The sequence below is a fragment of the Mesorhizobium sp. C432A genome, from assembly GCF_030323145.1.
Classification (GTDB): Bacteria; Pseudomonadota; Alphaproteobacteria; order Rhizobiales; family Rhizobiaceae; genus Mesorhizobium.
Window position 1 is genome coordinate 31,038 of sequence record NZ_CP100470.1, and the last position, 25,426, is coordinate 56,463.

The 25,426-nt window shown below is 59.0% G+C and carries 18 protein-coding genes and 3 pseudogenes; 1 reads left to right on the forward strand and 20 read right to left on the reverse strand.

Annotation, left to right across the window (positions count from 1 at the left end; all coding sequences use genetic code 11):
• Positions 1 to 104: 104 nt before the first annotated feature.
• The 16 genes and pseudogenes from NLY33_RS00155 to NLY33_RS29585 form a co-directional block, all read right to left on the reverse strand.
• On the reverse strand, positions 105 to 653 hold the full coding sequence (locus tag NLY33_RS00155; protein WP_023667727.1) for a hypothetical protein: 549 nt from the start codon (positions 651 to 653) through the stop codon (positions 105 to 107).
• A 234-nt stretch (positions 654 to 887) separates the two neighbouring features.
• Positions 888 to 1,112, reverse strand: a pseudogene (locus tag NLY33_RS00160) (Arm DNA-binding domain-containing protein); the annotation flags it as partial.
• Between the two features lie 1,848 nt (positions 1,113 to 2,960).
• A pseudogene (locus NLY33_RS00165) lies at positions 2,961 to 3,206 on the reverse strand (cold-shock protein); the annotation flags it as partial.
• A gap of 2,045 nt (positions 3,207 to 5,251) precedes the next feature.
• Complete coding sequence (locus tag NLY33_RS00170) at positions 5,252 to 7,147, reverse strand: serine protease (RefSeq protein ID WP_023708378.1); 1,896 nt, start codon at positions 7,145 to 7,147, stop codon at positions 5,252 to 5,254.
• A complete protein-coding gene (locus tag NLY33_RS00175; protein ID WP_353620304.1) occupies positions 7,144 to 9,573 on the reverse strand; it encodes a S8 family serine peptidase in 2,430 nt (809 codons plus the stop codon). The genes NLY33_RS00170 and NLY33_RS00175 overlap by 4 nt, the downstream gene beginning before the upstream one ends.
• A 77-nt stretch (positions 9,574 to 9,650) precedes the next feature.
• The gene (locus tag NLY33_RS00180; RefSeq protein WP_286439451.1) at positions 9,651 to 9,968 is read right to left on the reverse strand and encodes a hypothetical protein; all 318 of its coding nucleotides are present in this window, start codon (positions 9,966 to 9,968) and stop codon (positions 9,651 to 9,653) included.
• A 566-nt stretch (positions 9,969 to 10,534) separates the two neighbouring features.
• On the reverse strand, positions 10,535 to 10,840 hold the full coding sequence (locus NLY33_RS00185; protein WP_286439452.1) for a hypothetical protein: 306 nt from the start codon (positions 10,838 to 10,840) through the stop codon (positions 10,535 to 10,537).
• 14 nt (positions 10,841 to 10,854) lie between these two features.
• Positions 10,855 to 14,601 (reverse strand): CHAT domain-containing protein, encoded by a 3,747-nt coding sequence (locus tag NLY33_RS00190; protein WP_084565903.1) that lies wholly within the window; start codon positions 14,599 to 14,601, stop codon positions 10,855 to 10,857.
• A 22-nt stretch (positions 14,602 to 14,623) separates the two neighbouring features.
• Positions 14,624 to 14,839 carry a hypothetical protein gene (locus NLY33_RS00195; RefSeq protein WP_023708382.1) on the reverse strand — a complete coding sequence of 72 codons (216 nt, stop codon included), beginning with the start codon at positions 14,837 to 14,839 and terminating at the stop codon, positions 14,624 to 14,626.
• The gene (locus NLY33_RS00200; protein ID WP_023709468.1) at positions 14,836 to 15,462 is read right to left on the reverse strand and encodes a copper chaperone; all 627 of its coding nucleotides are present in this window, start codon (positions 15,460 to 15,462) and stop codon (positions 14,836 to 14,838) included. Before NLY33_RS00200 ends, NLY33_RS00195 begins: the two co-directional genes overlap by 4 nt.
• A gap of 142 nt (positions 15,463 to 15,604) precedes the next feature.
• Positions 15,605 to 17,200: a DUF7868 domain-containing protein gene (locus NLY33_RS00205; RefSeq protein ID WP_023708384.1), complete on the reverse strand. Its 1,596-nt coding sequence runs from the start codon at positions 17,198 to 17,200 to the stop codon at positions 15,605 to 15,607.
• Positions 17,201 to 17,319: 119 nt separating this feature from the next.
• On the reverse strand, positions 17,320 to 17,688 hold the full coding sequence (locus NLY33_RS00210; protein WP_023708385.1) for a hypothetical protein: 369 nt from the start codon (positions 17,686 to 17,688) through the stop codon (positions 17,320 to 17,322).
• A 36-nt stretch (positions 17,689 to 17,724) separates the two neighbouring features.
• Entirely contained in the window at positions 17,725 to 19,140 is a 1,416-nt protein-coding gene (locus NLY33_RS00215; RefSeq protein ID WP_023709469.1) for a hypothetical protein, read from the reverse strand.
• A gap of 107 nt (positions 19,141 to 19,247) precedes the next feature.
• On the reverse strand, positions 19,248 to 19,664 hold the full coding sequence (locus NLY33_RS00220; RefSeq protein WP_023708387.1) for a hypothetical protein: 417 nt from the start codon (positions 19,662 to 19,664) through the stop codon (positions 19,248 to 19,250).
• Positions 19,665 to 19,708: 44 nt separating this feature from the next.
• Entirely contained in the window at positions 19,709 to 20,365 is a 657-nt protein-coding gene (locus NLY33_RS00225) for an acyl-homoserine-lactone synthase (RefSeq protein ID WP_286439453.1), read from the reverse strand.
• 84 nt (positions 20,366 to 20,449) lie between these two features.
• A pseudogene (locus NLY33_RS29585) lies at positions 20,450 to 20,542 on the reverse strand (autoinducer-binding protein); the annotation flags it as partial.
• 30 nt (positions 20,543 to 20,572) lie between these two features.
• Between NLY33_RS29585 and NLY33_RS29590 the strand changes: the two are divergent.
• A complete protein-coding gene (locus tag NLY33_RS29590) occupies positions 20,573 to 20,893 on the forward strand; it encodes a hypothetical protein (protein ID WP_198020378.1) in 321 nt (106 codons plus the stop codon).
• Here NLY33_RS29590 and NLY33_RS00235 read toward each other — a convergent pair.
• The 4 genes from NLY33_RS00235 to NLY33_RS00250 form a co-directional block, all read right to left on the reverse strand.
• The gene (locus NLY33_RS00235; protein ID WP_023709036.1) at positions 20,882 to 22,375 is read right to left on the reverse strand and encodes a S8 family serine peptidase; all 1,494 of its coding nucleotides are present in this window, start codon (positions 22,373 to 22,375) and stop codon (positions 20,882 to 20,884) included. The two genes, NLY33_RS29590 and NLY33_RS00235, sit on opposite strands and share 12 nt — an antisense overlap.
• Positions 22,376 to 22,392: 17 nt before the next feature.
• Positions 22,393 to 22,659, reverse strand: a complete 267-nt coding sequence (locus NLY33_RS00240) for a hypothetical protein (protein ID WP_023709472.1) — start codon at positions 22,657 to 22,659, stop codon at positions 22,393 to 22,395.
• Positions 22,660 to 22,845: 186 nt separating this feature from the next.
• Positions 22,846 to 23,937, reverse strand: coding sequence for an NAD(P)/FAD-dependent oxidoreductase (locus NLY33_RS00245; protein ID WP_156932636.1), 1,092 nt, complete (start codon positions 23,935 to 23,937; stop codon positions 22,846 to 22,848).
• Positions 23,934 to 25,412 (reverse strand): LodA/GoxA family CTQ-dependent oxidase, encoded by a 1,479-nt coding sequence (locus NLY33_RS00250; protein WP_023709039.1) that lies wholly within the window; start codon positions 25,410 to 25,412, stop codon positions 23,934 to 23,936. The genes NLY33_RS00245 and NLY33_RS00250 overlap by 4 nt, the downstream gene beginning before the upstream one ends.
• Positions 25,413 to 25,426: the final 14 nt, after the last annotated feature.

Below are 25,426 nucleotides of genomic sequence, written 5' to 3' on the forward strand. Positions count from 1 at the left end.
GGTGCACAAGGATCATGACATCGAATTCCACTCTTTACAGGAACAAGTGCCTTTCCTCGGGATTAGGATTCGACGCCGCAACGGCGTCGAACCCCAAAGGAGACTCACATGAAACGTAAGATTTTGACAGCTACAGCGATCTCTCTCTGTCTCGCCACCGCGGCCTTGGCGCAGTCGTCGGGAACATCCAGCGGCACGAACGGAACGTCCGGCTCATCGGCCGGGTCCAGTATGAGCTCTACGTCCGGCTCCGGCCAAAGCGGTATCCCGAGCGGCTGGGACAGCAAGCTCTCCGGCTCATTCTTCAGCGACGCCAATTCGGGAAGACTTCTGTCGCAGGATGAGATCCGCAAGAACTGGTCGTCCCTGAGCTCTGAACAGCAGGCACAGGTTCGCTCCGACTGCTCGAGGATGACGGCCAGTAACGGCACTGGCTCTGGCACAATGACCGGCACGTCAGGTAGCTCGGCTTCGACCGGCAGTGATACAACGGCGAGTATCGGCACCGGCTCTGGCACAGCCACCGGCACTTCAGGCAGCTCTGGTTCGACCGGCAGTAACACCACGGCCAGCAACAGCACTGGTTCGGGTACAACCACCGGCACGTCGGGATCCTCGAATACAGCTGGCGATACGACCGCCAGCACCAGCACGGGTTCGGGCGCGAACTCGGCTGCTCAAATGGCTTCGATGCGGCAACTCTGCACTCAGGTTCAAGGGATGTGAGTGAATGCGGCGCTCCGGGCCGGCTTGGCCGGAATAAGAAGAGGCCTTGGAGGCCCGGGCATCGCTTTGGTTTGGTAGCCATTTCGGCGCTGAAGTCGGCCGGAGACCGGGGTGACAACTCGGCGCTTGTCGCGCTGCTTTTCTATCGCCGGCGACCGTCACTCGCCAATAGCGCGCTTCGCGTCGAGACACTTCTCCCGGCTGAGGCAAGCGAGATTCCGTCCCGTCCATACCTGCCAAGATAGACCGTCTCGCGGCCTCCGTTGAGCCTGTAATCCAGCCGAAAGGAGATCGCGCCACTGGGCATGACGCGAACATACATGCCGTCGCAATCTTGTAGATGTTCTCTTTTGGTTCAGGGCTTTAAGGGCGACGTCCGTCAGCATTCCCCGCTACCTCCTGAAAAGTACCGTCAGTACAATTTCGAGGCTCTTCGGCAGAAATTTTGTTTTATCTTCAATTCCTTAAGGCATAAAAAAATACCGTCAGAGCCTCATTGGATCTGACGGTACTTCGAAAAATCTGAGCTACCAATATGCGGAAGGTCCCTCAGCCGGTCCGTCAATCCAATCTCTGCGCACCGATTGTCGCCGAATGGGTTTATATGTGTTGTCAAATAGTTATGGCGTACAATGGCGTGTTTTCGGCGGCGTTTGAGTGGGCCTGAATCACTCCCACTCGATTGTTTCAACCCAGGATAACCGGTTGATTTTGAAAGGCAATTTATTTTCGTTCGATACAGATACCGTCGAACATACCGTCAAGAATTGGGGCTTTTGATTTCATTGACGAATTTCCGCTGATGTGGAATTCCTTGCTTTCGGGGACTATTGATAGGACCAGTCGATTTTTTTCTTTCGTAGACTGGCGTGATCCCCTTGGCGCTCTGCAAAAATACCGTCATTTGATTGAATAGGCAGTAATGCCCGGATAGCGCGAATGCACCCGGTTATCGGGGTGACGCACCAAGCCGCGGAGGTGCCGCACGCCATGGTCGCCGTTTGTGTAGGTCCACATCACGGAACGGCGACCAACGCTTGCGACATCCGCCCGAACCATGCCACTCGTGATCAGGGAGAGACCTGTAATGCCTCTATGAGAGGACGAGGATGCTTGGCCCAGACCGAGCACAAGGTCTCGTAAAGACGTAGCACGCCCCCCGCCTTGGACTGGGGCGCCAGCCGCGCCGCCGCCTCCAAGAGTTTGCCAAAGCGGCCGCAACGGTCTGCGATGTCCACCAGGCTAGCCACCACGCGGGGAGCGCTTTGTTTCGATGTCAGGAGGTAGTTGCCGGGGCTGACTTCCTCCGGCCAAAACGAAATTTCTTCCCACATCAGCTTGAAGAGACTGGTCATAGTATCCGTATCCGATATCGACAACAGTGCGTTGCGTGCCGCTGCGTAAAGCTCCGGGACCCGCCCTGCCGCGACAAGCGGCCATTCGTCCATCTGGTTGCTTACAAGGGGAATCACCACCGATGCCTGCAGCGCCAGGTCATCGATGCGGTTCAAGGCTGCGATATCCAGCCGGCGTCCGCTCGACGCGCTTTCGGCCAATTCGCCCAGCGCCTCGAGCAATGGCCCGTGATCCGAACTGAGGCCGAGGCGCAGCGACGTCTCGTCCAGCCTCTCGCCTGCCGACGTGACTAGGCGAGCGGCAAGCGGCGGATGCAGGATGGGCAGCATCGACGCCTTCACCTCGATGGGTGAGCGGCGCAAATGGCGCAGCGCCATCTCGACGCGAAAGGCAACGGGTGTGTTCGCCGGGCGTGGAAACGGCAAATCCTCAGGTGATTTGGCGCCGAGTAGAGGCCAGGGGTCGAAACCAGCCGTGCGGACAGCCAGGATCACCGGAACCAGTGGGCCTTCGGCATCGACCGCTGCCTGCAGTTCGCGCAACGCCGCCGAACGCAGCCGCGTCATTATCGGGTTACTCGTGGTGGGGCCCGCAAGCAGAGTGTTCGCGAAGGTCCCAAACAGGGCGCTGGGGGAAACGTCCTCGTTGAGCAGGGCGGCGACCGCGGTCAGATAGGCAGGATGGTTGAGCTTTAATTCCTCGCGCCGGCCACTTTGCATCAGCGCATTGGCAGCGGCATCGAATGCGACCCCGGCCATGCTTGCGACATGCGCGAAATCGCCGGTATTGAAACGTGCCTCGATAATTTCCGGCGAAGCGAGCTCAATTTGCTGCTGATCCAGCTCTGATTGGACGGTCTCCCGCGTCGGACCATCCCCAGCTGCGTGCAAGTGGATGGCGGCTGACTTGCCGCTGCGACGATCCGACTCCATCTCGTAGCTGACCTTCTGGCCTTCGACCAAGGACGACAACCCAGCCCGCTCGACCGCGCTTATGTGAACGAAGATGTCCTCGGCGCCCTCATCAGGTGTAATGAACCCGAAGCCCTTGGCGGCATTGAAAAACTTGACGGTGCCTTTTGACGTCGACGATGTCGCGGGTGTCGCTCCTGTGCCGGCTTGAATTGGCAAGCCTTCAAGCACAGCAGACTCCAGTCCCTCCGAGACAAGAGCCCGTCGCCGCCGTCTCCGGAACTTCTCTCTTTCGGCAGCTGGCAGGGCGTCCACTTCCGCCTCGCTCAATCGCTGATTGCCGGCTGCGTTCTTGACGCGCGCCCGCACCGCCAGTGGCAGATCCTGCACGTCGGCTCCAAGATGGAGGGACAGCCCACGCAGGAGGAGAGATCCAACATCGTCGATGGGCTCGCCGGCCAGCGCCCGATAGTAGAGGCTTTCGAACCGCCCAGCCTCGTCTGTTGTATGCGTCGCGTACCAGCCGCCCGCCGCCGCCGCGATTTCCTTCGATCCAGGCTGGCGCAGAATCTGCGGCAGCATCAGACGTCGCAGATCGCGCCGGTGCACGGCCTCATCGGCACCGACCGCATCAACAAGCCAGATCTGGCGGACCAGCTTGTCGAGGATGGCACGAGCCTCGACCTCTGAAAGGTTATCGCCCAGCGAGCATGGCCCGGCCAGAACGTCGCGGATCAGGGCCACCGTTACCCGCCGCAGGATCAAGCCGGGACTTGCCAATGCCTTCACTTGTTTGTCTGCGATGCGGTCGAGGATCCGGCTATATAGGAAACGCTGGCCAAACTCGGCCTGCAGTCCTGTGGATGCCTCCTTCTCCCCCGATTCGATGAGCTTTATCACCTGGCGCCGCCGTTTGCCGGCGCAGTACCGTGCCAGTATCTCCAGCACCAGTGGATTGGACCCGAATGCACCGACCGCGCGCGGCACCAGGTCCATGTAGCGCAGACCATGGCGACGGAAAACGTCGCGTAGCTTGGCCTCGCCAGCCCTACGCCCAAGGTCACCGAGATCGGTCCTCGCCACGATACTAACCTGGCCATATGGGCTGGCCTTGACCGAATCGATCGCACGGCCCGACAGAATGATCCGGATCTCAGGGAATGGGACCTGTTGGCGAAGCTGCCCCAGCCAGTCCGAAAGTAGATCAAACCTACCCGCACCAGCCGCCAGAAGTTCCTCGAACGTGTCCAGCACAAATACCAGGGGGTGAGCGAGCCGCGGTTTGTTTGCCAGAAGCTTGCCCACCGTTGCGAAGAACTCGATCAGCTCGGTCGATGACTTCTCCACCTGGCCGCTAGGCCCGGCGTTCGCAATACGCGAGCGGAAGATATCCCGGCTTTCGGCAAGCTCCTCATCGATGCCGGGCTCGATCAGCCCAAGCTGACGCGAGAAGTCGAGTGAAAGAGCGGCGATGTCGCCAAACCGCAGTTGCGGCTGGTCGAAGTCGAAGACGATCAGGGTTAGATCGCGTCTCGTCGCCAATGCCTTGCGCACGACGCCGAGCAGCGCCGACTTGCCGGCGCCGCCGACACCACCCAACGCGATCGCGGAAAAAGACCGGAGCGGTTCAACCGTGTCAACCAGCCATAGCGAATCGAACGGCTTTGCACGCGCCGCCTCGATCGCCGACATGCCTTTGATAGCGTAGCCCATGAGGAGCCGCCGTTCGCGTACCCTGCCTCTAAACGCCTCCGGCAGCAGCGCCTTGCCCGCCTCCTCGCGGCTCGTCAGCGTGATCGCTCGGCGCAACTGCGACATGGTCGCTTCGTTCACCCAGCTAGGCCTTGCGATGCCTGTCTCGATCACGAGCTGGACGGCCTGGAGCAAGGCCACCTGTTCCTCTGCCTCGGCCAGCCGCGCCTCGATCGAACCTGCCCCTGCTGAACGGCTCCTAGTGGGCCGCCGCGACTGGGCCAATGCGACCTGAAGCATGCGGCCGAACAGATCGTCGGGGTCGGGGTTATTTGCGTCGAGGAATTGCCGCAACGCACCGCGGCTCGCCGGAAGACCTTGCAGACCGTCCCTCCGCGCTGCCGGCGTCAACATCCACAGCCAGCGCCCGTTGACGTTTTTTTCGCTGGCGCGCCGGGCAAGGAAGGCGAGGCCGTTCTGGTCGGCTCCGCCGCCGAGCAGCACCAACGGATCGAAGGTCCCGCGAACTGACGCACGGGTAAGCAGGGCTGCCCTGTCTGGCTCGGCTAGCGGTTTTGTGTCCATCGTTCCCACACTGGAGTGACAATCTGGCCAAGCACGGCAGCCACCTTCAGCAGCAGCGGCCGTTCGTCGCCACGCAGATCCTTCGCTGTCGCCAACGTCAACTCGGCCAGGCGGTCGATCTCGTCGGTTTGGGTGGCAATGCGCAGATCGGCGAACATGCACTGGAGGTAAGTGAGGATTTCCTGCTTCGACGGCTCCCGCGGATCGGGCAGGTTCTCCGCTTCGACCTTGGCCGGATCGACGGCCGGGACATTGCCCTTCAGCCCGATCAGCACGAAGCGAATTTCTGGCAGGGCGGCCTGGAACAATGCGTGGAGAAAGTTCATGGCGTCGCTCGGTGTGGCGGTCTCTTCGGTAAGCCGATCGATGACTAGCCAGACCAGCGAAGACCGGCCTTGTTCGTCCTTTGGAAGAGCTTCGCGAAGGCGGTTACTGAAGACGCTCATGAACTCGCCGGCATACCAGGCAATCGTGGTGGTGCCGGAGCCGACTGGGGCCGGCAGGTCACCCGCCAGCGCGCTGCCCGCCTGATTGAGGATCGTCTGCGCCAGTTCCCGACCGGTCACCGGGAGCTTGTCGCCATCGAAGTTGACCAGGATCCTGCTGCGATACTCCAGCCGGTGTTCAAGCAAGTCCCGCGTGAAGGTCTTGCCCGATTGGGGCGCCCCCCGGATGAGCAGAAACGGCTTGGGTGTACCGGCCGCATTCATCGCCGATACTGTGTCCAGCGTGCGGGAACGGCCTATGACCGCCGAAGTGTTCGCGAGCCTCCAGACCACGTCATATGCTGGCAATACATCGGCCGCATTCGGGGCTCGGCTGGAAATCGCCACAGCGGAAATCGCGATATTGGTAATGAACTTCTTCGTCTTCGCGTTAACGACTTCGCCCTGGTGCAGACCCACGAGATTGAAGGCCGCATCAAGACAAAGCCCTCCCGATGAGCCCGGCAGGGTTGGAGCCTTATGCTGGATCTGATAGTTGCCCCCAGGTTTCACGACGGCCCCGGCGGCAACGGCGATGTGCTGGGTGAGCCTTTGTGGATGCTGTATGACGAAGAACGGTCGCGCATTCGCCTGTTGGTTGCCAGGCGCCACGATCGGGATGGCAGCTGCCTGCTTGAGATCGTACCAAGATCGCAGGCGCCCGGGCGCGCCAGCAACCCGGATGACACAGAAGTCCAGCGGCGTGCCCGGTTTGAGTTTCGTCATGTCGGGATAGCGCGACTGCTCGGCCGTCACCGCCATCGGGCTCCATTCGACCAACCAAGGCTCGACCGCGGCGTGCCGGGTCTCGCGATGGGCACCAACAAGGTCAAAGCTGCAAGCCAGTCTAGACGCACTGTTGGGCAGCGCCTGCCCGGTGGCCGGGTCGATCAGCGTGTGCACAACATGCCAGTTGGTCAGTACGGTCTGCGGTCCAACCAGAAAACCGGTTCCGTTGCCGACGCCGTCTATCTCGACCATGCAAACGCGTCGGGTCGCTTCGAGCAGACCGCGCACCATCGTCGCGATGTCGATCAACTTGAGCATTTCTGGCGTGATGCCCTGTGGCTTGAAAAGATACGCGCTACCGTCTTGCGGCCTCAGAACGAGGGCTCCTGCGCCGGCGGGCATGCCGGCAGCGTCGACGAGCCCTGAGAGATTGAGATACCGCAACGCTGTCAGATGGGCGACCAAACCGCCGAGAAAACCGGCCTCTTCCGCCTGCGTGAAGGCGGCGGCAAAGGCCGCCCGATTGTCTGCGGTACCGAGCGCCGCCATCTTGAAGTCGAGATAGTTTGCCGTCGAATTGGCGGCCACGGCATCGAAGGCCTGCGCGAATGCTTCGCGGCTGACTGTCACTTCATTTGCGTAAGCGGCGGCGGTCGCCTTCATGCCTTCCTCTTCATTGCGATGAGCTTCGCAAGTTGGGGTTGTTCGGCCAACACCTCGCTCAGAATATGCGCATGGTTGGCGCGCAGCCAGTCACCGGCAAAATGCAGGCCAATCGCCTCCAGCCGCCTGCCAAGCTCGCCGGTCAACGAGCCGGAATTGCCGCCAAGCGTCGTGGCGTCATGGTCGAGCACCCATCTGTGACTGCGTTGCTGCACCACGCCAGGACTGAAATACTTGCGATGGTAATCGAGGCCGAACAATTCGCGCAGCCGCTCGACCACGTCGCGACGGATCCTGCCCTGATCATCCCGGGGCAAGGTGGTGGGTGGCGCGGGATAGCCGACCACGAACAGGTTCGTCGCCGCAACCGGCAGAGCGCCGCCCGCTACCGGAATGGCCGCTGGCAAGGCGGTTTTTGCGGTATTGGTGGTGGCGACCCTGAGCAGGGCAAGGTCGAGCTTTGCATAGTCGATCGGATAACGCAGGATCGGCTGCGGGCCGCAGAACATTACCTCTTCAATTGCAAACCGGCTCACCGGGTCCTCCCCTGACGGCGAGAAATCGATCGTGGCCGGTGCATTCAGAAGCCAGCGTTCGGGATCGACGGCCCGAGGCAGCGGTGAGGCCAGGCTCTCCAGCACGTGTCGATTGGTGACGACCAGCCCGTCGCCGATGACGAACCCGGTGCCGATGTGTATGCCATCGCTGTCGATGCGACCGACACTACCGAACCGACTGGCTTCGAGTGTATCGAGCGCGAGACTGACGAGGCCGGAAAAATTACCCAGGCCAGGGTCGGAAGCATCGACCGTCTGGATCGTACGGTCACCCTCCTCACGCGTCGTGACAGGCAATGCCGGCCGATCTGTGAGCGAAACCAGCGCCTCGAGGCGAACCGCCGCAGCCTCCGGCAAACGCGCGGATGGGCCTTCGCGATGAAGCTTGTCCAGGCTTGCCTCGATATCAGCGACGTCGTGGGCCAAACCAGACCGCCCCGACTTTTCAAGCCTCTTCACCAGCGGTTGGACGATCTTGCGCCGGCCTTTCTTGTCGAGGCTGGCTTGCGCGTCCGCAAGGTCCATGGCACCGGCCCCCTCCGGGCTGATCGTGCCGCCGCTGCTGGAGGCGGCCAGTCCCTTGATGATGCCTGCAAGGCGAGCCTGATCGACGGTTTCGCTCGTCACCAGCGCCGGCGCGGCAAGTCCGGTTCTCAGCACCAATTGAGCAAGGCGAGCATCTCTCGCTAGCCCGGCCGCATTGGACAGCCCGCGCGACACGCGCTGGAAGGCGCGGGCCTCGACCGCCTCTCCAGACGGCGCACGTCCAACCTTCGCGTCGGCGAGCAGAAGCGCCGACGTTTCGGCCGCATGCGCCGACCAGTCGAACCGGGAATCGAACTGTCCAGGCCCGAGCACGGTCTCCAGCGCGCTTTCCAGGCCCCCGGCGTCTCCCAGCGTACGCGCAGCTCCACTCAGGTCGATGTCGCGTAGCGACAATGCAACCAGCGCACCGGCGTCGACGACACCGGTTCCCATCCCATGGCCCCATTGAGCCGGGCGGCGTGCCGTCTGTCGGGCAGCGGCCCGGAAAAGCTCCTGCACGTTAGTGCTGCGCCGGCGCGCCTCGCGCAGGATGGCGTCACGCCCGAATTGGGCGAGCCAGAGTGCCGCGATGCCGGCGGTGAGGGCCACGGCAAAAGATGTGCCTTGCCCGGCGCTGACCTTGTCCTTCGGGTCGCCGGCTTGTTGGCGGTCAGCGCGCCAGACGAATTCGGCGGGCGCGCAGAAGTCGATCTTCGCACCGGAGGATGACCCCTGCCAGAGCTTGTCTTGGATGTTAGTGCCGCCGACCGCGATGACGTCATCGAAGGCGGCGGGCCAGACAACCAGGCCCACACAGTTGCCGGCAGCGGCCAAGACGATCATGTCGCGGTCGACCGCTTTGCGGATCGCCTGCCGCAACGACCGGCTCCAGATGCCACCAAGGCTCATGGTGATGACGTGGGCACCGATCTTGACGGCGTGGTCCACCGCCTTGGCGACCGGACTTCCGTCGAAGATCTTCACATCCTCGGTGCAGCGGATGGGAACAAGCGTCGCCCGCGGCGCCGAACCCGCTATCTGTCCTGTCTCAGCCGAGGCGGCGACACTGCCGGTGGCGGTGCCATGCCCCGGATTGGCCGTTCCCGGCCTGAGCGGATCTTTCGGGTTCTTGCCACCCTCGAGAAGGTTGAGAGATCGGCTGAGGTCGAGCGCTGCATCCGCGATCTCGGGGTGATCGGTGACCCCGGTGTCGGGCTGCGCGATGACGACACCGGCGCCCTTGGCGGGCGAGGCCTGCCATGCTCGCAGCACGCCGGTCTTATCCAGGGCCCAGCGCTTGTCCGGGGGCGGCGCTCCCGGCGCCCAGCAATAGGAATCAACCACAGCCGATTCAACGCCGGCCGGCAAGGCTTCCTCGGGATCGACGAAGACGTCAGCGCCGATGTCGGGCTCGCATGAGATCAGGCCGAGCGCACGTCGAAGGTCGGCGGCGATGGCATAGAGCTGTTCCGGGGCAGCGTGCGGTCGATGCCGCGCAACGCCATCACGAAAAACTGCACCCCGTTCGCCTCAGCGTCGTCGAACAACGGCTGCAGATCAAAAGTGCTGGCCCCTATCAGCCCCGACACATCCGTTGAGAGCGCGGCCGCGGCCTTCGCCGGCGTGGCGCCTGGCCGGAGCGCCTCCAGCACAAAGCGGAGGCGATTGGGCGCAAAGATCGGCCTTTTGTCTTCGCGAGCCGATTTGGCAAGATCCCGCAAGAAAGCGATTCCAGACATTGCCTTGTCTCCTCGAATTGCGAACGCGCACCGGCGCTCCGATCACGTTGCGTACTGTGAGATCTTTCCGTTCAAACTTGATAATGACAGCATTTCAAGTAGATGTCTTCTTGTACGTAGTAAGGTAAGCAGAATGGTCCACCTTTGCTCCACGAACTTTTGAAGCATATGGTCAAGGAATATAATTATGAGTTCCAGAGAGTTGAGGCGCTATTCTTGGACGCATCGGCTTGCCAGTTTTCAATTAGATCGAAGGCTAAGTGGTCGAGGTGCGTGCGCCGCCACTCACTTTGGAGGGCCCGCATCTTTCTCAACTCTTTGCAACGCGTCAAACAGGTCTTTGGCTATCGAACGCAATTCATCGATTGTCGATGCCGCAATAACACGAACACGGAATGCCATGGGAATGAGCTGGAGCGTGGCCCTGTCATTTGCAATGGCCATGATCCGTTGCACTGGTGAATACAGGAGATACAACAAACCTCCCACAGAAAGCCCAGAAAATAATGTTGTCAGCCAATTCTTCGCCTCACTGTTCGTAAATTGAAGGACAATCGAGGCGACAATTAACAGAACCAAAAAATGCCTATGAATAATATCCAGCGCTTGGCCTCTGTTTCATCCGACTTGCGCTCCGCAAGAACCGCGTCCACCCGCTTTTCGAGATTGTCCAAGGCTGTATAGACCTCTGCTTTCATGCCGGCGATATCGGCAGCCGGCGCCGACGCTGCCTCGGTCATTGCTCCTTCGCGACTGAAGCCGCTGATCCGCGCGACGAGGCTGGGGCCGAAAATCGGTTTGCTTCGATTGAGCAAAGCGAGGCTCCCTTTTGTGGCAGGGCTAAGTCCATCGAAAAGCTGGCCGTCTGTCATTTGATCCTCCGAGACTATTCGAGCGCAAGACGTGCAGTTACATCGCCAAACAAGACATACGCTGACCAGGTCGGATCGGTGCTTGGACTGTCAGCAAAAAGTTTCATGCGAGCGTTCATGACGGCTTCGGCAACTGAAAGCCCCGCCAGAGGCTGACGGCGCAGCCATTTCCATAACAGACTATTGGGCGGCGGGAGTGCGCCAGCATAGAAATACTGTGCAAAACTGGTCGCGAATTGCGACTGAACCGGCCACTGAGTGCCGAGGACCACGGCGCCTTGAACAATAAAGGGCGTGGCGAGCCCGGCAAGCGCAGCGCCTCCCTGATCCGATCGTTCTTCCAACGTGCCGCAGGCGTTCAGGATGATGACACTGGGCTTGCGTGGGGAGCGCTGAAGTGTTTCTGCAATCTCATCACTCGAAACACGATCTCGATCGTTCAGGACAAGTCTCGCGGTCCCTTGTTGGTCAAGCTCGCCATGCCCTACGAAGTGAACCAGATCAGCAGCCGCGAGTTGTTCCAGGAATTCCTGTTTCGACATGCCGACGTGCCCGACTATGACGGTGCTGATACCAACACGTCTCATTGTGAGCGCAATTTCATCGCGCTCGGTCTCCCATCCTGGCGGAATCGTCTGACCTGCGGGCGCGGCGTAAACAAAGGCGCGGAGGGCTCCATCGATGCGAGGAGCTTGCGGAATGACGTCGGCCACGATAACCCGCGACACTGAACATTGGACATTGACCGGCAACTCATTTGGACCTGTGAGAAGGTCCCAAGGCAAATCACCGAGGGTCCGATCGACTACAAGCTGAAGACTTGAAGGCTCCTGCGTCCGCAGACTGAAGCCAATACGCTCAGTGGACAAAGCGTCGATGGACCCACGCATTTGAATAAGCTGCTTGGAGAACGAGCGCAGTTGCTCGGGCGAATTGGTTGTTGTGACGTGATCGCTCATTTCTCGTATACGGCCACGAAGACCTTGCAACTCCGGTGAAAGGTTGCCAAGCCAGCGAGCCGCGAGTTTCAAGCTCGCGCCTCGCTTCCCAAGCTCCGACATCAGCCCGTTGTCAGTCACAGAAATTTCTAGCGTCCGGTCAGGAAACGCGGTGGCCAGTCGCCACTTTCGGCCAGAAAGGCGCCGTAAGATGAACTCCGTTGGACCTCGCCGGCTTATGACCAGGACGACTAGGAGAATAGCTGCAATGCCAATAGCCGCGGCGACCCAGGGATTTTCGTAGAGCGGCATGGCATATCGAAAATGCGATGACAATGGCTCGCTGGCATTGCCGGCGACATCGAAAAGTCGCGCCGTCGCAGTGTAATTCTGCCTGTCTTGAAGGTCGGCCAACGTTACCGGCGACGGCGGGATTTGGTCGAAGACGGAGTGCTCCTGCTGGCCGTCAACTGATGGTGTAATCTCGATTTGCAGATGGCTCGCTAGGCGCGGCCCTACTGGCACTTGTGCGTCGAAATCGAGACGGATAGAGGCGTGAGGCAAAGGATCGGTGATTGTGGTTCTTAGTGCCAAGGTGGGAGGTATGTTCGGAATGACCACCCGAAACAATGTTGAGCCCACGGCAATGTATTGAATGGGAACCGGCGATGTGCCGGCAGAAGCAATGTAGGCTTTGGCAGACAGCTGCAAGTGCTCGTCAAGGAGTCCGAAGCGTTTAAGGCCTCGATTATCGGCCAGAAGCAGCCCCAGGTCGGACAGGACTATCTGCCGGCCGTCGGGGAGGCGTTGGGCCTTGTAAAAAATATAGGGATCGGCACCCGAAACTTTGATCGGCTCCGACGACACAAGGTGCCCGGCTTCAAGGCGAAGCTCAACGGGAGCGCCCCAAGATCCCCAAGCTGTGACCGTGTCATTGGTCTCATCGATGGCCAAGGCACCAAACAGGTTGATCTTCCCGCCGTTGCGAATGGGGATTTCATCTGAGTCAATCCAGGTACCATCGCTGAGCCGAAGGGAGACTGATGTGACGCCGATAGCCCAAAGACGGTTGTTACGATCACATTTGAGGTCGGCGACCGCATTGCCTCCGACATAGACAGGCAAGCCGTGGATGGATCGCCAACGCCCCTCGACGAGCATGAGAACATCGGAAGTCCAGGATTGGCCGGCAAATATCGCGCCATTGGGGCAAATGGCGAACGAACTCGGTGCCCTCGAAGAATCGCTGGGGAGGGGTGGGCCTGCCTGCGCAACAGCAGTTCCAAGATCTCGAAACAGACCAGCGTTGGTGAGGGTCCAGACAGCTCCTTTGGAATCCTCTGCAAACAGCGGTCCCGCATCGTATGCACTGCCAGGCTCGCCCTGCCTGCCGGCAAGCAACGGGACAGTGGCCCCGTCCTTGAAGCTTAGCACACTGCCATTCTGCAAGCCGACATAGACACCGCCGTCCGGCCCTGCTGCGAGTGAATCTATGGTCTCGGTGACGGCAACGTCATCGACGACCAAGGGCACATCTTCTACAAAATCATAGTGTCGCCAGAGACCGAGGTTCGTTGACACCCAGAGGTTTCTGGCGTCGTCAAACGCGAACTTTGACGCTTGCCCAATTCCACTCGCGTCGTTGCGATAAACCGACTGCCAAGCCAGCCCGTTGAAACGATAGATGCCCGTATCGATCGATGCCCATATCTGCTTTCCATAAGGCTGCAACAGAGCGAAGCAATTTCCTGCATAGAAGCGCTCCGGCTTCGACGGCGATACGGGGTTGAGTCTAAAACAGCCACCGTTCTCACCTTCGCCGACGCCAGCCACGAGGAGTTGGCCATCCGGGGTCGGCTGTACGTCCTTCAGAAACTGAATAGGGACGTTCGCGAGCGGCTTGGTTGCCCCGGTATCAGGGTCAACGGTCAGCACGGCGCCGCCCTCGGTCGCTGCAAAAAGATGCCCTCCACTGACGACGAGACGGTCGACCCCTCTGACGACTGTTGGTTTTGCCGCGACAAGCTTTTCCAACTCGGTCAGCAGCGTCAGCTCGCCTTCAGGATCGCCCCGATACTCGGTGGTGCCCAACACGAGCCGTCCGTCAGGCAGTTTCGCGAAGCTATAGGTACCTCTGCTGCGTTCGCATGCGGGCGTGAGCTTTGTCAGATTGGACCCTGCTGCCAGAAAAACTTCTTGCCATTCGCTCGACACGAGGATGCGCCCTTCATCCAATGCGATCGCATCGTGGGACATAATGGCCGAGGAAATTTGCAACCCCGCTTGCTCCGCGCACGTGGTCGAGGGGTCTGGAAGCGCAAGCGGTCGCACCCGTTGTTGATCAACCAGACTCATTATACGGCCATTGGTCGCAAGCCATACCAGTCCGGGCCGAACGGCGACGATGGCGGCCGCTTCGCGATCGGGACTTTCGACAGGAAGGTAATCCCATTGCCCGAGGTAAGGTCCGGAAAGAGGCGTGCCTATAGCAGGTAGACCCTGCGATTGGACACCTGCAGATGTGAAGCACACCAGGGCAAGAACTGACCCCAAGCGTTTCACAACATCAGCGCTCATGGCGAAGAAGCGCTGCCAGCCATGCGTCATACGTGACGTGAAGCGCGAAGTTCGGCCATTGGCTTCAATGCCAGCCCGCTGGTGCGCGCCATCACCGGTCAAGTCACCAGCGACTTCCAAGCGCTCGATCTGTCCTGCAGAGAGCATTCGCTCTGCGCTTGGCGAATGGCGGAGTCGTTGCGGCTTTTCACGCCTGAAGGCTCGGTCCTTCGCACGCTTGCTCGGTTTGTTGTCATGCGTCGCCATGCGTGCGCCATGTCTTCGTCGATCACTTGGCGAGAATTGGGGCGATATTGTCTAGCCGTACAGATGGGGCCGAGTCGGGCTCCTCGTAGATCTTGACGAGCGCGTCGGGATCGACAGGCCTAAGATCCGCTATCTTCCTTTTACCTTCGACATCCGGATCCATCCATTTGAGCACCTCGCAAGCAGCGGTAACGTCTATGCGATCGACAGTCGGATAGACGGGGATGCCAACCATCATGCTGAGATCCTATTCAGGGCTGATGTAGCAGGCTGAGCGAAACCAGGCCACGCCGCGCCCCAGCGCGGAGCTCTCGGCACACCAGCTCGCTCGACGATTGTCATCAGCGTCACGGCAACCATAATGAACCAGTGCAATGGGTGGTCCGCCGCGAGCGGCAGCAACATCAGGGCCCAGCATTCGATGACGCACCAAACGCTGTAGCTCGCGCCATATCGAGCCGCGTCTGTTTCGGCACGAAAACCGTACGCAGCGAGCGGCGGCTGGCGGTGGCAGCGGTTAAGACTTAGCTGCTTGAGAGGCACGACCTGCCAAAGCAGTGCCAGGAGAGAGGCGGCTGCGATGGGCGGTACGCCGACGACCGAAGCGACATTTTCCAGCACAAGCGATCCGCTGACCAGAAAAATGCCCGCTGCGAGCCAGACAATAGCGTAGCCGAGAACGAATAGGGCAACTGCGCGGACGCGCCGTCGACTAAAGCTCCGCTGCCACACATGCAGCAGGGGGGTGGCAAGCAGCGGCGGCATCATTGCCAGGATCATTGCCAACCATGTCAGGACTTGCGCCGACGGCGCGCTGACTGCCAGGACCGCCGCGAGGCGATGCATCGTCACTTCAGCCATCCCAGTTGCGCTCAGACAAAGCGCAGGCAACGATGGAAAAGCGTCTTGGACAGCGAGCAGCGTCCACCCCGAAAAGCTCGCTACGAGTAGCGGCAAAGGTAGCCGCGCCAATACACACCACACTACTATCGCGGGTCGCACATTACTGCCCCTGACGATAGACGCTGATCCGGCCGATGGATAAGTCATCACTGGTCGCGCCTGGCACAGCCGATATTAGCTTTACCGACAACTCGCCGCTTAGCGAGTTTTCGGTGTGCATCCTGTCGACGATAGATGTTATGTCGAGCGAAGTGGTGACACCGTCCCCGCCAGTGGGGCCTAGCGGCGTGCTAGCTTTGCTAACGCCGAACATCGAAAGCGTCCCAGCGAAGTGATCGGGGTATTTCTCCGGATCGGCGCCTTGCGGAAGATTGACATAGACATAAAAAAGCGCCGCGTCGCTCGGGCTCTTGATGTTTTCGAGATTGAGGTAGATGCGATCGGGTTCCCGGGCAGCAGCGGCACTGAATGTCTTCGCGTTCAGCGCTCTGGTCAATTTCTGCAGCTCTTTGCCATCAAGGCGTACGCGGCTCTCTACAACATCGCCGTTGAGACGAACAAGGCTGGTGTTGGACCCGATAAGTTCTGCGGCCTTGGGCGGTGTCATGGTCACAGCTCCTGCTAACTCAATGGCGAGTGACGGAGATGCGCCGAGCTTTTCGAAGCGCACCGCGAGTTGGTCTCCTGGCGCGACCGGTGCGGCGTCATCATCATAGATATAGTCGAGCATCGGCACCTTAGTGTCGAGCACATCGCGCGCCGTGAACTTATAGGTCGTGCCGTCAAGGCGCGGCATAGCGAAGTCTCGATCGCGTGGACCATCAAGCCAGTCGGCGTCTGCGGGATTCTTAAAGACATCGGCCTCGTCGCCCAACCGCTGCTTCTGCCTTAGCCAGACGTTCCATAGGCGGTCGATATTGGCGTGATGGAGCCAAAAGATCGGATCGAGCGCAGCGGTGTCTGGATTCGTCATAAGTCCCCATTCGAGGGGATCGGAGCTGAGGCCGCGACCTTTGAATCCGCCGCCGACCCAGACGTGGACGCCACCATGGGGCTGGCTTTCCAGTGCGCCGAATTTGCCCTTTTCGCCATGATTGAATGGCGTCTTGATTCCACCAAAACCGCTTAGACCGCCATCTCCCGTGCCTTCGAAAAACCTCTCCAGGAGAGTTTTGTCGACCGTGACCACACGGCTGTCGAGAACGATCGGCGATTGCACGTTTGGTATCTGCGCAGCGCCGTAGCGCTGGGCCACGTGCAAGAAGTTCCGGCCGCCGCCAGGCAATTTCGCCTTCGCGAAGGCACGCGGCAATTCACGAGCCTTGGGGTCGTCCGAATAATTCCAGTATGGCAACGCCCAATCAGCGGGACCACCGAGCTTTGTTACAGCATCCCGGACGACTGTTTCAAAAGCAGCAAGATAGCCGCGGTGCCACGGCAGAAAGTACCAGGATAAATGCTGGCACTGACCCCAAAGCTTCTTCTGCACGCCGGGCGGCGGAAATTTGGTGTCGTCAGCGATAAAGCTGAAGCCCTTCCAGATTCCCTTATCGATGCCGTGCATCGCACCAAATGACCACCAACTCGTGATGTCCGTGATCGGGCGCTTCTGAAGTGCCTCGACTGCCTTGCCATACCATTCCAGCGTCGTATCGCCGACTGGAAGCTTCCAGACATCTCGACGGACATGCGCCATGATCCAACTCCAAGTCTTTCAGTGCATATTTCCGATGCCGGCGGCACCTTACCCTCGATTGCGTAATCACCGAGGTTGCAGATCGCGCCCATCTCGACAGATAGACGAAGGCCCCGTAGTCAGACTATCGCAGCGCCCTCGGGACAACCTCGCAAAATCCAATCTTTGATCGCGTCGATTTCGCCCTGGTTGAAGTAATCCGAGTCGTCGCCAGAAGTGCTCAAGGGCATTCTTCCGTACATCCCACCCTTTGAGAAAGCTGGCGTATCGCCTTGTAAGGCGTGAATAAGTATGGAGTTGTTCGGATCCCCGACAGCAACGATCCGTTCGCCTTTGACGGTGCCGTCCGTGACAAACTTCTGATACGTCATGGTTCGCCACCACCGTCCGTGACCAGAAAAATCCGGATCTGCACCAACTCTGGCGCAGCAATCGTCCAGGAATTTCTGGAATTCGACCCAACTGTTGATCACATTGGCCATCATCATGCCCTTCCTCTTGAAAGTCCCAGCTGGGTGCTCTTGCTAATTCTGCGTCATAAAATCGACGAGAGCGCGCACCGTTGGATCGTCATCTAGGGCTGTCCTTGGCGCCTTACTTGTTGTGTTAAAGGTCGTGATGGCCGACACCGCCACCCTTGCGACAGCCTGCTGGGGGGGATCTGAGGCGTCCAACGCCATGAACGCCACAAAATCGAGGCCTTTTGAATTAGAAATGGCGTTGTGGCATTCCATACAACTGTGCTTGTTCCGCTGGTTGTAAGTTTCCATCGTCGTATTTGCCAAGGTCGATCCAATGCCGGTGGGGAATGGCGCTCCTGCGTTTGCCGGAGACTCAGGGCTTGGCATGGTCGGCCATTGGGTCATCACAAGCATATAGTTTGCCCAGACGGTTCCCTTGATCCCCGGCAATGCCCAATAGGCACGGTTTAGCGCCATGGTTTCGGGCTGAATACCTTGCTTTCGGACCACCTGCATCGGATCCGGATCGGGGGAAGGCAAATTGTTGACGCTGATAGCCTCAGGAGGCGTCGACGGCTTCAGATCTGAAGGTGGCTGGCCAGAATTATATGAGTACGGCACGTGAGACGTCACGGCATCGGGCTCGCTGTCGTGGGGAGGCACATTGTCGATATGCTCGAACGAGCTCCAAATCCATTGCGGGCGCAGCTTGGTCTTGATGACTATATGAAAGCCTACCAAGGCAACGGCTTGCTCCTTGCAAATAACGCTTCCGGCCTGAGCTGTGGCTTCTGGGTCGAACACAAATGCTGTCGATATGTAGAACCGATCCCGGATGCCATCATCAGCTGCGGTTAGGACGCGCCAGGCAGCCTTGATTTCGATGGAACCATCTTTGAATGAGCCAGGCGCGTCAAGCGTGGGCTGTTTGCCTTTTATGTACCATTCGTTTTGGAAGATCGTATCGAATTCATCGCGATTGAAACGAACTTCGTAACGCGTGTAGGTCTTGTTTTGCGCTATCAGCGGATTGGCAAAATCGGAAAGGCTCTGGGCGGCTTGATTGAAATCGGCGAAATGTGAAAACGCACTAAGCGTCTTTTTGTCGTTGCTGACAGCCCCGCCGCAAGGGTTGCTGCCGTCGAAACTATTCCATTCAGCGGGCTTCGCCGCACCGGGAGCAAAGACCTCATAGCGCGCCTTGAATGTTTCCCAGACCCGTGGGCCAGGATCAGCAAGCGTCTTGGCGGTATCAGGCTCGCCGCGATGCGATACGTCGGTCAATGCCGGCCAGTTCAACGCGATAAAGGCGCGCCAACTGAAATTATCGAACCGCGGAAACGGGCTTCCTGAACCGTCCGCTACATCGTCAATGCGTATGGGCGAGACCTTAGGGTCCACGTCATCGGCAGCAAGGCACCGGAACGAAGTCAGTGCAATCGCTATGACTATACTTAATCCAACGGTGCTGCGGCGCAAATCTATCTCCCCCGTTACCGAAGTTTTAAAAGATGGCGCTGGAGGTACACGTGATCCAGCGACCTTTCTAACATGTCACTAAGTTTGCCACTCCTCGTTCAAGTGAGCTACCGTCGGACGCTCTTCGGTACCCACCAAGGGAATGGCCAGGGAACCGGCAAGCCTTCTCCACTCATCGAGGCTTTGGTCGGCACACTGGCGCCTTCGATCTTGGCCTCTATCTCGTTCGTCGAACTATGAACCCGGACACCAACTACCCACGCGGGAACGGGGAACGCCTTGGCGACACCAATGGTGGTAATGACTTCGAGCACCAAGCCCATCGGCTGGCTCGCCACAAGATCGAGATCAAGAATACCGTCCATTGGGGGAGTTATGTATATCCATGGCGCGAGATCGGGATGCGTCCATCCAGTCATAGGAACCGATCCTCTGGCCGATACTGCAATGGCTGGCGGATTATCGGGAATTGCGATTAAGCTTTCAATGTGTACGTCCTCGACAGAGTAGACACGCGACTGCATAGATTCCTCCCCATCAAAAGCACGATCTGTTCCCACTCATTGACCTAGCGTAGAACAAACTCCGTCTTTCCATTGTCTATAAAGGGCAATTGCCTGCCGCGACGAACCAGCAGCGAATGGTCGATGCCGAGGATCTTGCGGACACTCGCCAGCGCCGCCTCATTCACGTCGATGTAGGCGACGATGTACCATTCGCCGTTTTCTTCGCGCGCCATGCCCATCGGCTCGGCCCGCCATTTGAGCGCGCCGTGGTGGGGCATGAAGTAGGTTTCCTGGATGCCGCCGACAGCGCCGAGACCCTCGTCGAGCGCGTATTCCATCACCGCGCAGCAGAGCTGCGTCAGCGTGCCCCGCAGCCCGGTCGAGCGTTTGTCGGGCACGACAAAAGTGCGTGTCCATTCGGCCCAATCGGGACGCCTGGGCACGCCTGATTTTTCGCACATGTGAGAAAAGATCTCCGAGACCATGTGCGGCTCGCTCGTTGGGATCAACCGAGCCGAGGTCACCACGCGACCGTCTTCGATACCCAGCAGATAGGTTGCCGCTTCCGTATCGAACTGGTCCAGCTCGCGACCATCCGGGCTCGCAGGGCGCCAATGTTTCTGGTGCACGAAAAAGTCGTGCCGCCGGCGCAAAAACTCATCGAATTCGTTTTCGTAGAGATGCTTGTTATGCGCGTTGACGACATGGGCAGCTATCATTGCGCGATCCCCCGATCGTTCTTCGGGGGAATAGTTGCAGTCTCGCTAAAGTACGTCACCTGTCCGATCGGACAGTTGACACGTTCAGGGATGGATCAGACGCCTGCGCACTGCTTCGACAACGGCTTGCGTGGTCGAAGCGACGCCAAAAGCCTCACGAGCCCGCGTAGCGTGCCATCCGTCGCATCAATCCGGCTGAGCGCGCCAATGCCGTTTGTCGATCCCGCTGGCATCTTGATCATTGGCGCCCGCGAGAAGCCCGATCGGGGCAATCCCGGCGCTTCGGTGGATTCGGACGGTTCGCGCTACGAGCTGAACCTGCAGAAAGAAGCAACAAAGCCGTTCCATGGCGACATCGAGCAACCCTTCTGGACAAGAGATTTCCTCGGGTCCGCAAGAATGCAGGCAGTATTCATACAACGCCCGACTTATGGGCAGCGAACTCCTGCTCCATGGCTTGATTGCTACGCGTTGATTTGCCTCGCGAGCAATGAATTCTGCACAATCCTAACGTCCCTAGAATTTTGAGAGCGCGTACTGCAAGGCAGCGTCAACATTGACCAGACCCGCTCCCGTTGCCAAATCGGTACCTGGTCCGGCCGTGCTGTTGAAGCGCTGGGGAAAACTGCGCCCGACGACGACATCGACTGCGGTCTCCGTCAGCGCTTCAATCACTTGAGCGGGGACCATCGCGGGCTTGGCGCCGAGCAGCACCGCTGCGGCGCCCGCCAACTGAGGGGCGGCCGCCGACGTACCAGAGAACAATGCCCATCCGTCATCGGCCAAAGTTCCGTCAGTAGAAGGGTCGTCATCGTTGGGCGCGGCTTCGTCAAGATCGATTGCACAGCCCGGCGGGATGGGCAACATTAGATATTGGGCCCGCGGCTGCATGCCTACCAAACCACACACTGTCGGCACGATGTGTTGGTCAAACCAGCTGCTCTGGTAGCCACTTGCATAGTCAGAAGCACGCAAATTGCCGTTCTTGTCCATGTTGACGCCTCCCGCAGCCAGCACACCTTGCACCTGAGGCTCCACCGAAAACTGGCCGTTGCCTGCCGAGAAAACCACCAGAGTATTATGCTCAATCGCGTCCTGAATTTCGGCTGCCAACGCCATGTCAGCCTCGTCGGGAAGTCCAGAGGGCGGATATGTGCCGTCTCCTCCCCAAGAGCACGTTATAATCCTTGCGCCTATTTCTTTCGCCTTCAAGAATCCTGCTACAGCGCCTACCAGATCACCGCTGTCATTACTTGCTCGTATCGGCTGAAGATCGCATTCTGGTGCCAATGCAAAGATGTTTGCAGACTCGCCAGTACCGTGACCCTGGGGGTCCTTGCTGCGGTTTGCGCCTTCCACTACGGCTACGGGCGTTCTGATTTTGTAGCCGTTGGCCGTAAAGAAGGGGTGCCGATACCATCCTGAGTCCGGCATCGCGACCAGAACATCCTTGCCCTTAAATCCCTTGTTGTGAGCGGCGATCGCGTTCAGCGTGAGAGCGACGTCACTCGGAACGCGCAGGTGGTACTTGGGCGAGTTCGGAGGGATCGGAGAGGGAAAAACGGCATGATAGATCCGCGGTTTTTCAAGGACGATGCCATCGATCTTCAGGCTCTTCGACTTCACCATCCCAACGCCTAGGGCCATTGGTTGCTTGTCACCGACAATATCAAGATGCGTGACGTACTGACTGTAGCCGCCGGCAGAATAAACGAACCGCTCCTTTGCATGCAGCTTGGCACCCGTGATGCTTTCGTAAGCGCCGCCAGGTGCGGCAACCGAAAACCCGAGCAGACTTTCAGAAATGATTGAAAACCCACCCTTCTCAAGTTCGCGGCGCACGGTATCGCGATCGTCCTTGGTAGCGCGATAGGCTTGGGAAGTGCTTTTGAGTTTTTTGTGATCCTCCTTGAATACCGATTCTTTTCCTCGCACGGACACATAGCCCATCACCATTCCTGGGATCGGGTTGTCAGATACGGTTTCGATCGGGAGGCCAAAGCGAGTCATCGTGCTCTCCAAATGTCTCAGCTATGATAAGAACGCGGCTTAAAGAATGTAACGCTTTCGACGTGGCTGCGCAGCTCCAAGGGTAGAGCCAAGGTGCCAGTAGGCGCGATTTCATTCAGTGAAATGGAAAACGCTTGCTCGATTTTCGATTGGGTTCCTGCGAGCAACGCGCCAACCTTCATTGGAGTCACCGAAAGTCCGTGCTGCTCAAACCACCGATGAGCAACCTGAGTGTCCGCGAGTGGAGTAAACTTCACGAAAAGTTCGATGTTTTGGTCCGTCATTATTTTGGATGATCTACGTTGTATTTCGATGAGAAGCATATCGTAATAAGATCACTGTGGGAAGCCGACTTACAAAAAAGTGCCGATCCATCCGAGTAGACACTACAGAACGGTCTTGTTGTTCCTGACCGTCAAAAGCCATGGCCGCAATCTTGGAGTGATGGCAAACGTTTGGCATGACGCAGATCAGGTTCCGTTACATGATAGGCCTGAGCGACTCATCCAGAATGGATGACCCCTCCAGCGCCGTTCCATCCGGTAGATCGCACGCCTCTTTAGCAACGCTTTCTGGAACGCCGCCGCGCGCTGCCTGGCATACACCCGCAGGGCCGTGTCTGCGCCATCGTCTGCACATGTGGCGATGGCTTGTGCGACTGCCACCCCATCCGCAACAGCGCGTTCGATTCCCGTACCAGAAACGGGGTCAAGGGATAGAGCGGCGTCTCCTACGGGAATCCACCGCCCTCGCCACAGCAAGGTGCGCGCAGATGTTCTTGCGCTCGAAACCTTTATGACAGTGTCACAATCCCATGGGGCTCGTGCCCTGATGAATTTTGTCATCGAAAGTTGCTCACGCACGAATTGGTCACGGCGAACGCCAGACACCAGACTGGCGTCCGTGAACAGGCAGACAATTTGGCAATCGAGGCTAGTCTGGCAGGCATACCACCACCCAACGGAACAGGATTCCACGAGTGCTCCTTCGTTTTGGAGATTGGCACAATTTGCCTCGAAGGAAAGACAAACCTGATCGTCGAAAAAGAGCCGTGCAACGTCTGTGTAGACAATCGACTTGGTTCTTGGTCCGACCGCCTCGACAACGAAATCGGCATCAAGCTCGAATTCCTCGTCCCCGCATACTCCGCTTAGACGCCACCGATGCCCGTCCCATCCACAAGCAGATGCTCTGTAGCCCTCCAGCACGTCCACGCCGATCGATTTCGCTGCATCAAGCAGGACGCGCTCAAACGCGGACCGGATCAGAACAATAGCTGGTCCAGCCGACCAGAACTTGTACGAATGTCCTGCCAGCTCCGGCGTCCCCCAGCACGAATGGAAATGGGACAGCGGGTATGCAGCCTCTGAAGGCAGGGCGATGCCGAACGTGCTGGAGATATATTGAACAAGCTTCGGCCCGCACACTTCCCCTGCCCGCCACACTGCTGGACGCTCGCTGTTCAGCAGTGTCACGGCAAATCCAAGGCGACCCAGGGCAAGTGCACAAGAGCATCCTGCCGGTCCGGCCCCGACGATCACGATACGGCCGCCTCTGTTCATGGCGTATTTGGCATCGCGGGATCTCTCTCGGCTTCCAGAAACACCTCGTTTGCACCGTCCTGCACTATGAAGCCTAGCCGGGGAAATCGCTCTACCAGCAAACTGTGCTTACTGGCCCCGCGGACCCAGTTTTTGTAATTATCGTGATCCTGGAAAGCGGTATCTGGCCTCTGGCTTGGCCACCAGTTGGTATTGCATTTGAGAAAATCCGCCTGCCAGGGCTGGGCCATCAGGGCCGTCAGATCACCGGCTGCCACCGTCGATTGGTCGATGCGGAAGTCAAAGGGGGAAGTGTACAGCGTGGTATCGAGGACTATGATTCCGGCTTCGATGCCTGGGCAGAAACCCTGTCCGACCGCCCCCTCGAGTGCGGCTCTTGTCAATCCGTTCGCGGTTGGCGTTGGACCATGTGAGGTTGGCGTATCGTCAAAATTCCCTGCTACCCACGCCGCGAGATTCGATTCCTGCGCTTGCCTGATTTCAAACTTTGGCCCTGCCGGATCGGTATGACCTTCAAGCAGTTTCTCTGCTTTCAGGATCAGCGCTTGCACCGTGGCACGTAGTGGCTGATCCGAGATGGACCTGCTTCGCAGCTTCGGATCTTCAAACGACGGGTCCTGCCACGTCGCTTCATCCTGCACCCAGCGATAACGGCGTGCTCGCTGGATCAACGGCAGGATGTCGAGATCAAATGATGGGACCGCAGCCGGAGGCGCCAGTCCCAGCTGGTCGATCCCGACTTGCCGGATGACATCATAGAGCGTGACGATCCCGCCAATGCCCGGAGCGTAGTCCGGAGGCGCCACGACGACCCAAGCGCCGCCCTCGGCATATACGGGAGCGTCGCCGGCACCGATGCTGATTTTCGCCGTAACCGGTCCGTCAGAAACATCGTCATACCATTTGGGATTTCGATAGTAGCTGCCTCCGATCGGGGTGCCAGGCGGTGCGCCCGATATTCCATTCCCCCCAAGCACAATGAGCATGCCGTTGGCGTCAGTGCGAAGACTGCCAAGCTCGACCGGGACTTCAAATGCGGAACCGTTGGCGGTTGTCTTGAACATCCCATCCAGTGTCGGGCCGATCGCACTGGCGCCCGCGACGGACTTCGTGCCTCCCTTGATGTGCATTCCCGCTGCTGCTGCGTCGAGAGCGGGCCGCGTGGACTTGATCGGCGGGTTGGGCGGTCGAACAATTGCAGACTTTTTATTCTCAAGGGTCACGGACCATTCCACCGTCGCTGACGGAGGCAGATTTGCCGGCGTCCAGGTAACCCCGTCCTCCGATTCGAACAGGTGAAACCGCGCACCTTGTTTGCGCAGTCTCGTCTTTCCGGCATTCTTGAATCTTGTCACAGGGGCGCCGGTTGCAGCCTCTGTCGGCCCGCCGCCGGGGATCTCTGGCCCCAGGAAAAAATCCTGGTCCTCGCCCAGCCGGGCAATACCGATCGCAGGAAAGATCTTGTACCGGGGCATCCGTTGGTCCTCTC

Bases quoted from the DNA above. Each gene is read 5' to 3' on its own strand.
- NLY33_RS00195 (WP_023708382.1), bottom strand. From the start codon at position 14,839: ATGATGGTTGGCATCCCCGTCTATCCGACTGTCGATCGCATAGACGTT.
- NLY33_RS00235 (WP_023709036.1), bottom strand. From the start codon at position 22,375: ATGACTCGCTTTGGCCTCCCGATCGAAACCGTATCTGACAACCCGATC.
- NLY33_RS00170 (WP_023708378.1), bottom strand. From the start codon at position 7,147: ATGAAGGCGACCGCCGCCGCTTACGCAAATGAAGTGACAGTCAGCCGC.
- NLY33_RS29590 (WP_198020378.1), top strand. From the start codon at position 20,573: ATGCCGTTTGTCGATCCCGCTGGCATCTTGATCATTGGCGCCCGCGAG.
- NLY33_RS00205 (WP_023708384.1), bottom strand. From the start codon at position 17,200: ATGGCGCATGTCCGTCGAGATGTCTGGAAGCTTCCAGTCGGCGATACG.
- NLY33_RS00250 (WP_023709039.1), bottom strand. From the start codon at position 25,412: ATGCCCCGGTACAAGATCTTTCCTGCGATCGGTATTGCCCGGCTGGGC.
- NLY33_RS00190 (WP_084565903.1), bottom strand. From the start codon at position 14,601: ATGGCGACGCATGACAACAAACCGAGCAAGCGTGCGAAGGACCGAGCC.
- NLY33_RS00185 (WP_286439452.1), bottom strand. From the start codon at position 10,840: ATGACAGACGGCCAGCTTTTCGATGGACTTAGCCCTGCCACAAAAGGG.
- NLY33_RS00210 (WP_023708385.1), bottom strand. From the start codon at position 17,688: ATGATGATGGCCAATGTGATCAACAGTTGGGTCGAATTCCAGAAATTC.
- NLY33_RS00245 (WP_156932636.1), bottom strand. From the start codon at position 23,937: ATGAACAGAGGCGGCCGTATCGTGATCGTCGGGGCCGGACCGGCAGGA.
- NLY33_RS00200 (WP_023709468.1), bottom strand. From the start codon at position 15,462: ATGGCTGAAGTGACGATGCATCGCCTCGCGGCGGTCCTGGCAGTCAGC.
- NLY33_RS00240 (WP_023709472.1), bottom strand. From the start codon at position 22,659: ATGACGGACCAAAACATCGAACTTTTCGTGAAGTTTACTCCACTCGCG.
- NLY33_RS00220 (WP_023708387.1), bottom strand. From the start codon at position 19,664: ATGCAGTCGCGTGTCTACTCTGTCGAGGACGTACACATTGAAAGCTTA.
- NLY33_RS00225 (WP_286439453.1), bottom strand. From the start codon at position 20,365: ATGATAGCTGCCCATGTCGTCAACGCGCATAACAAGCATCTCTACGAA.
- NLY33_RS00180 (WP_286439451.1), bottom strand. From the start codon at position 9,968: ATGTCTGGAATCGCTTTCTTGCGGGATCTTGCCAAATCGGCTCGCGAA.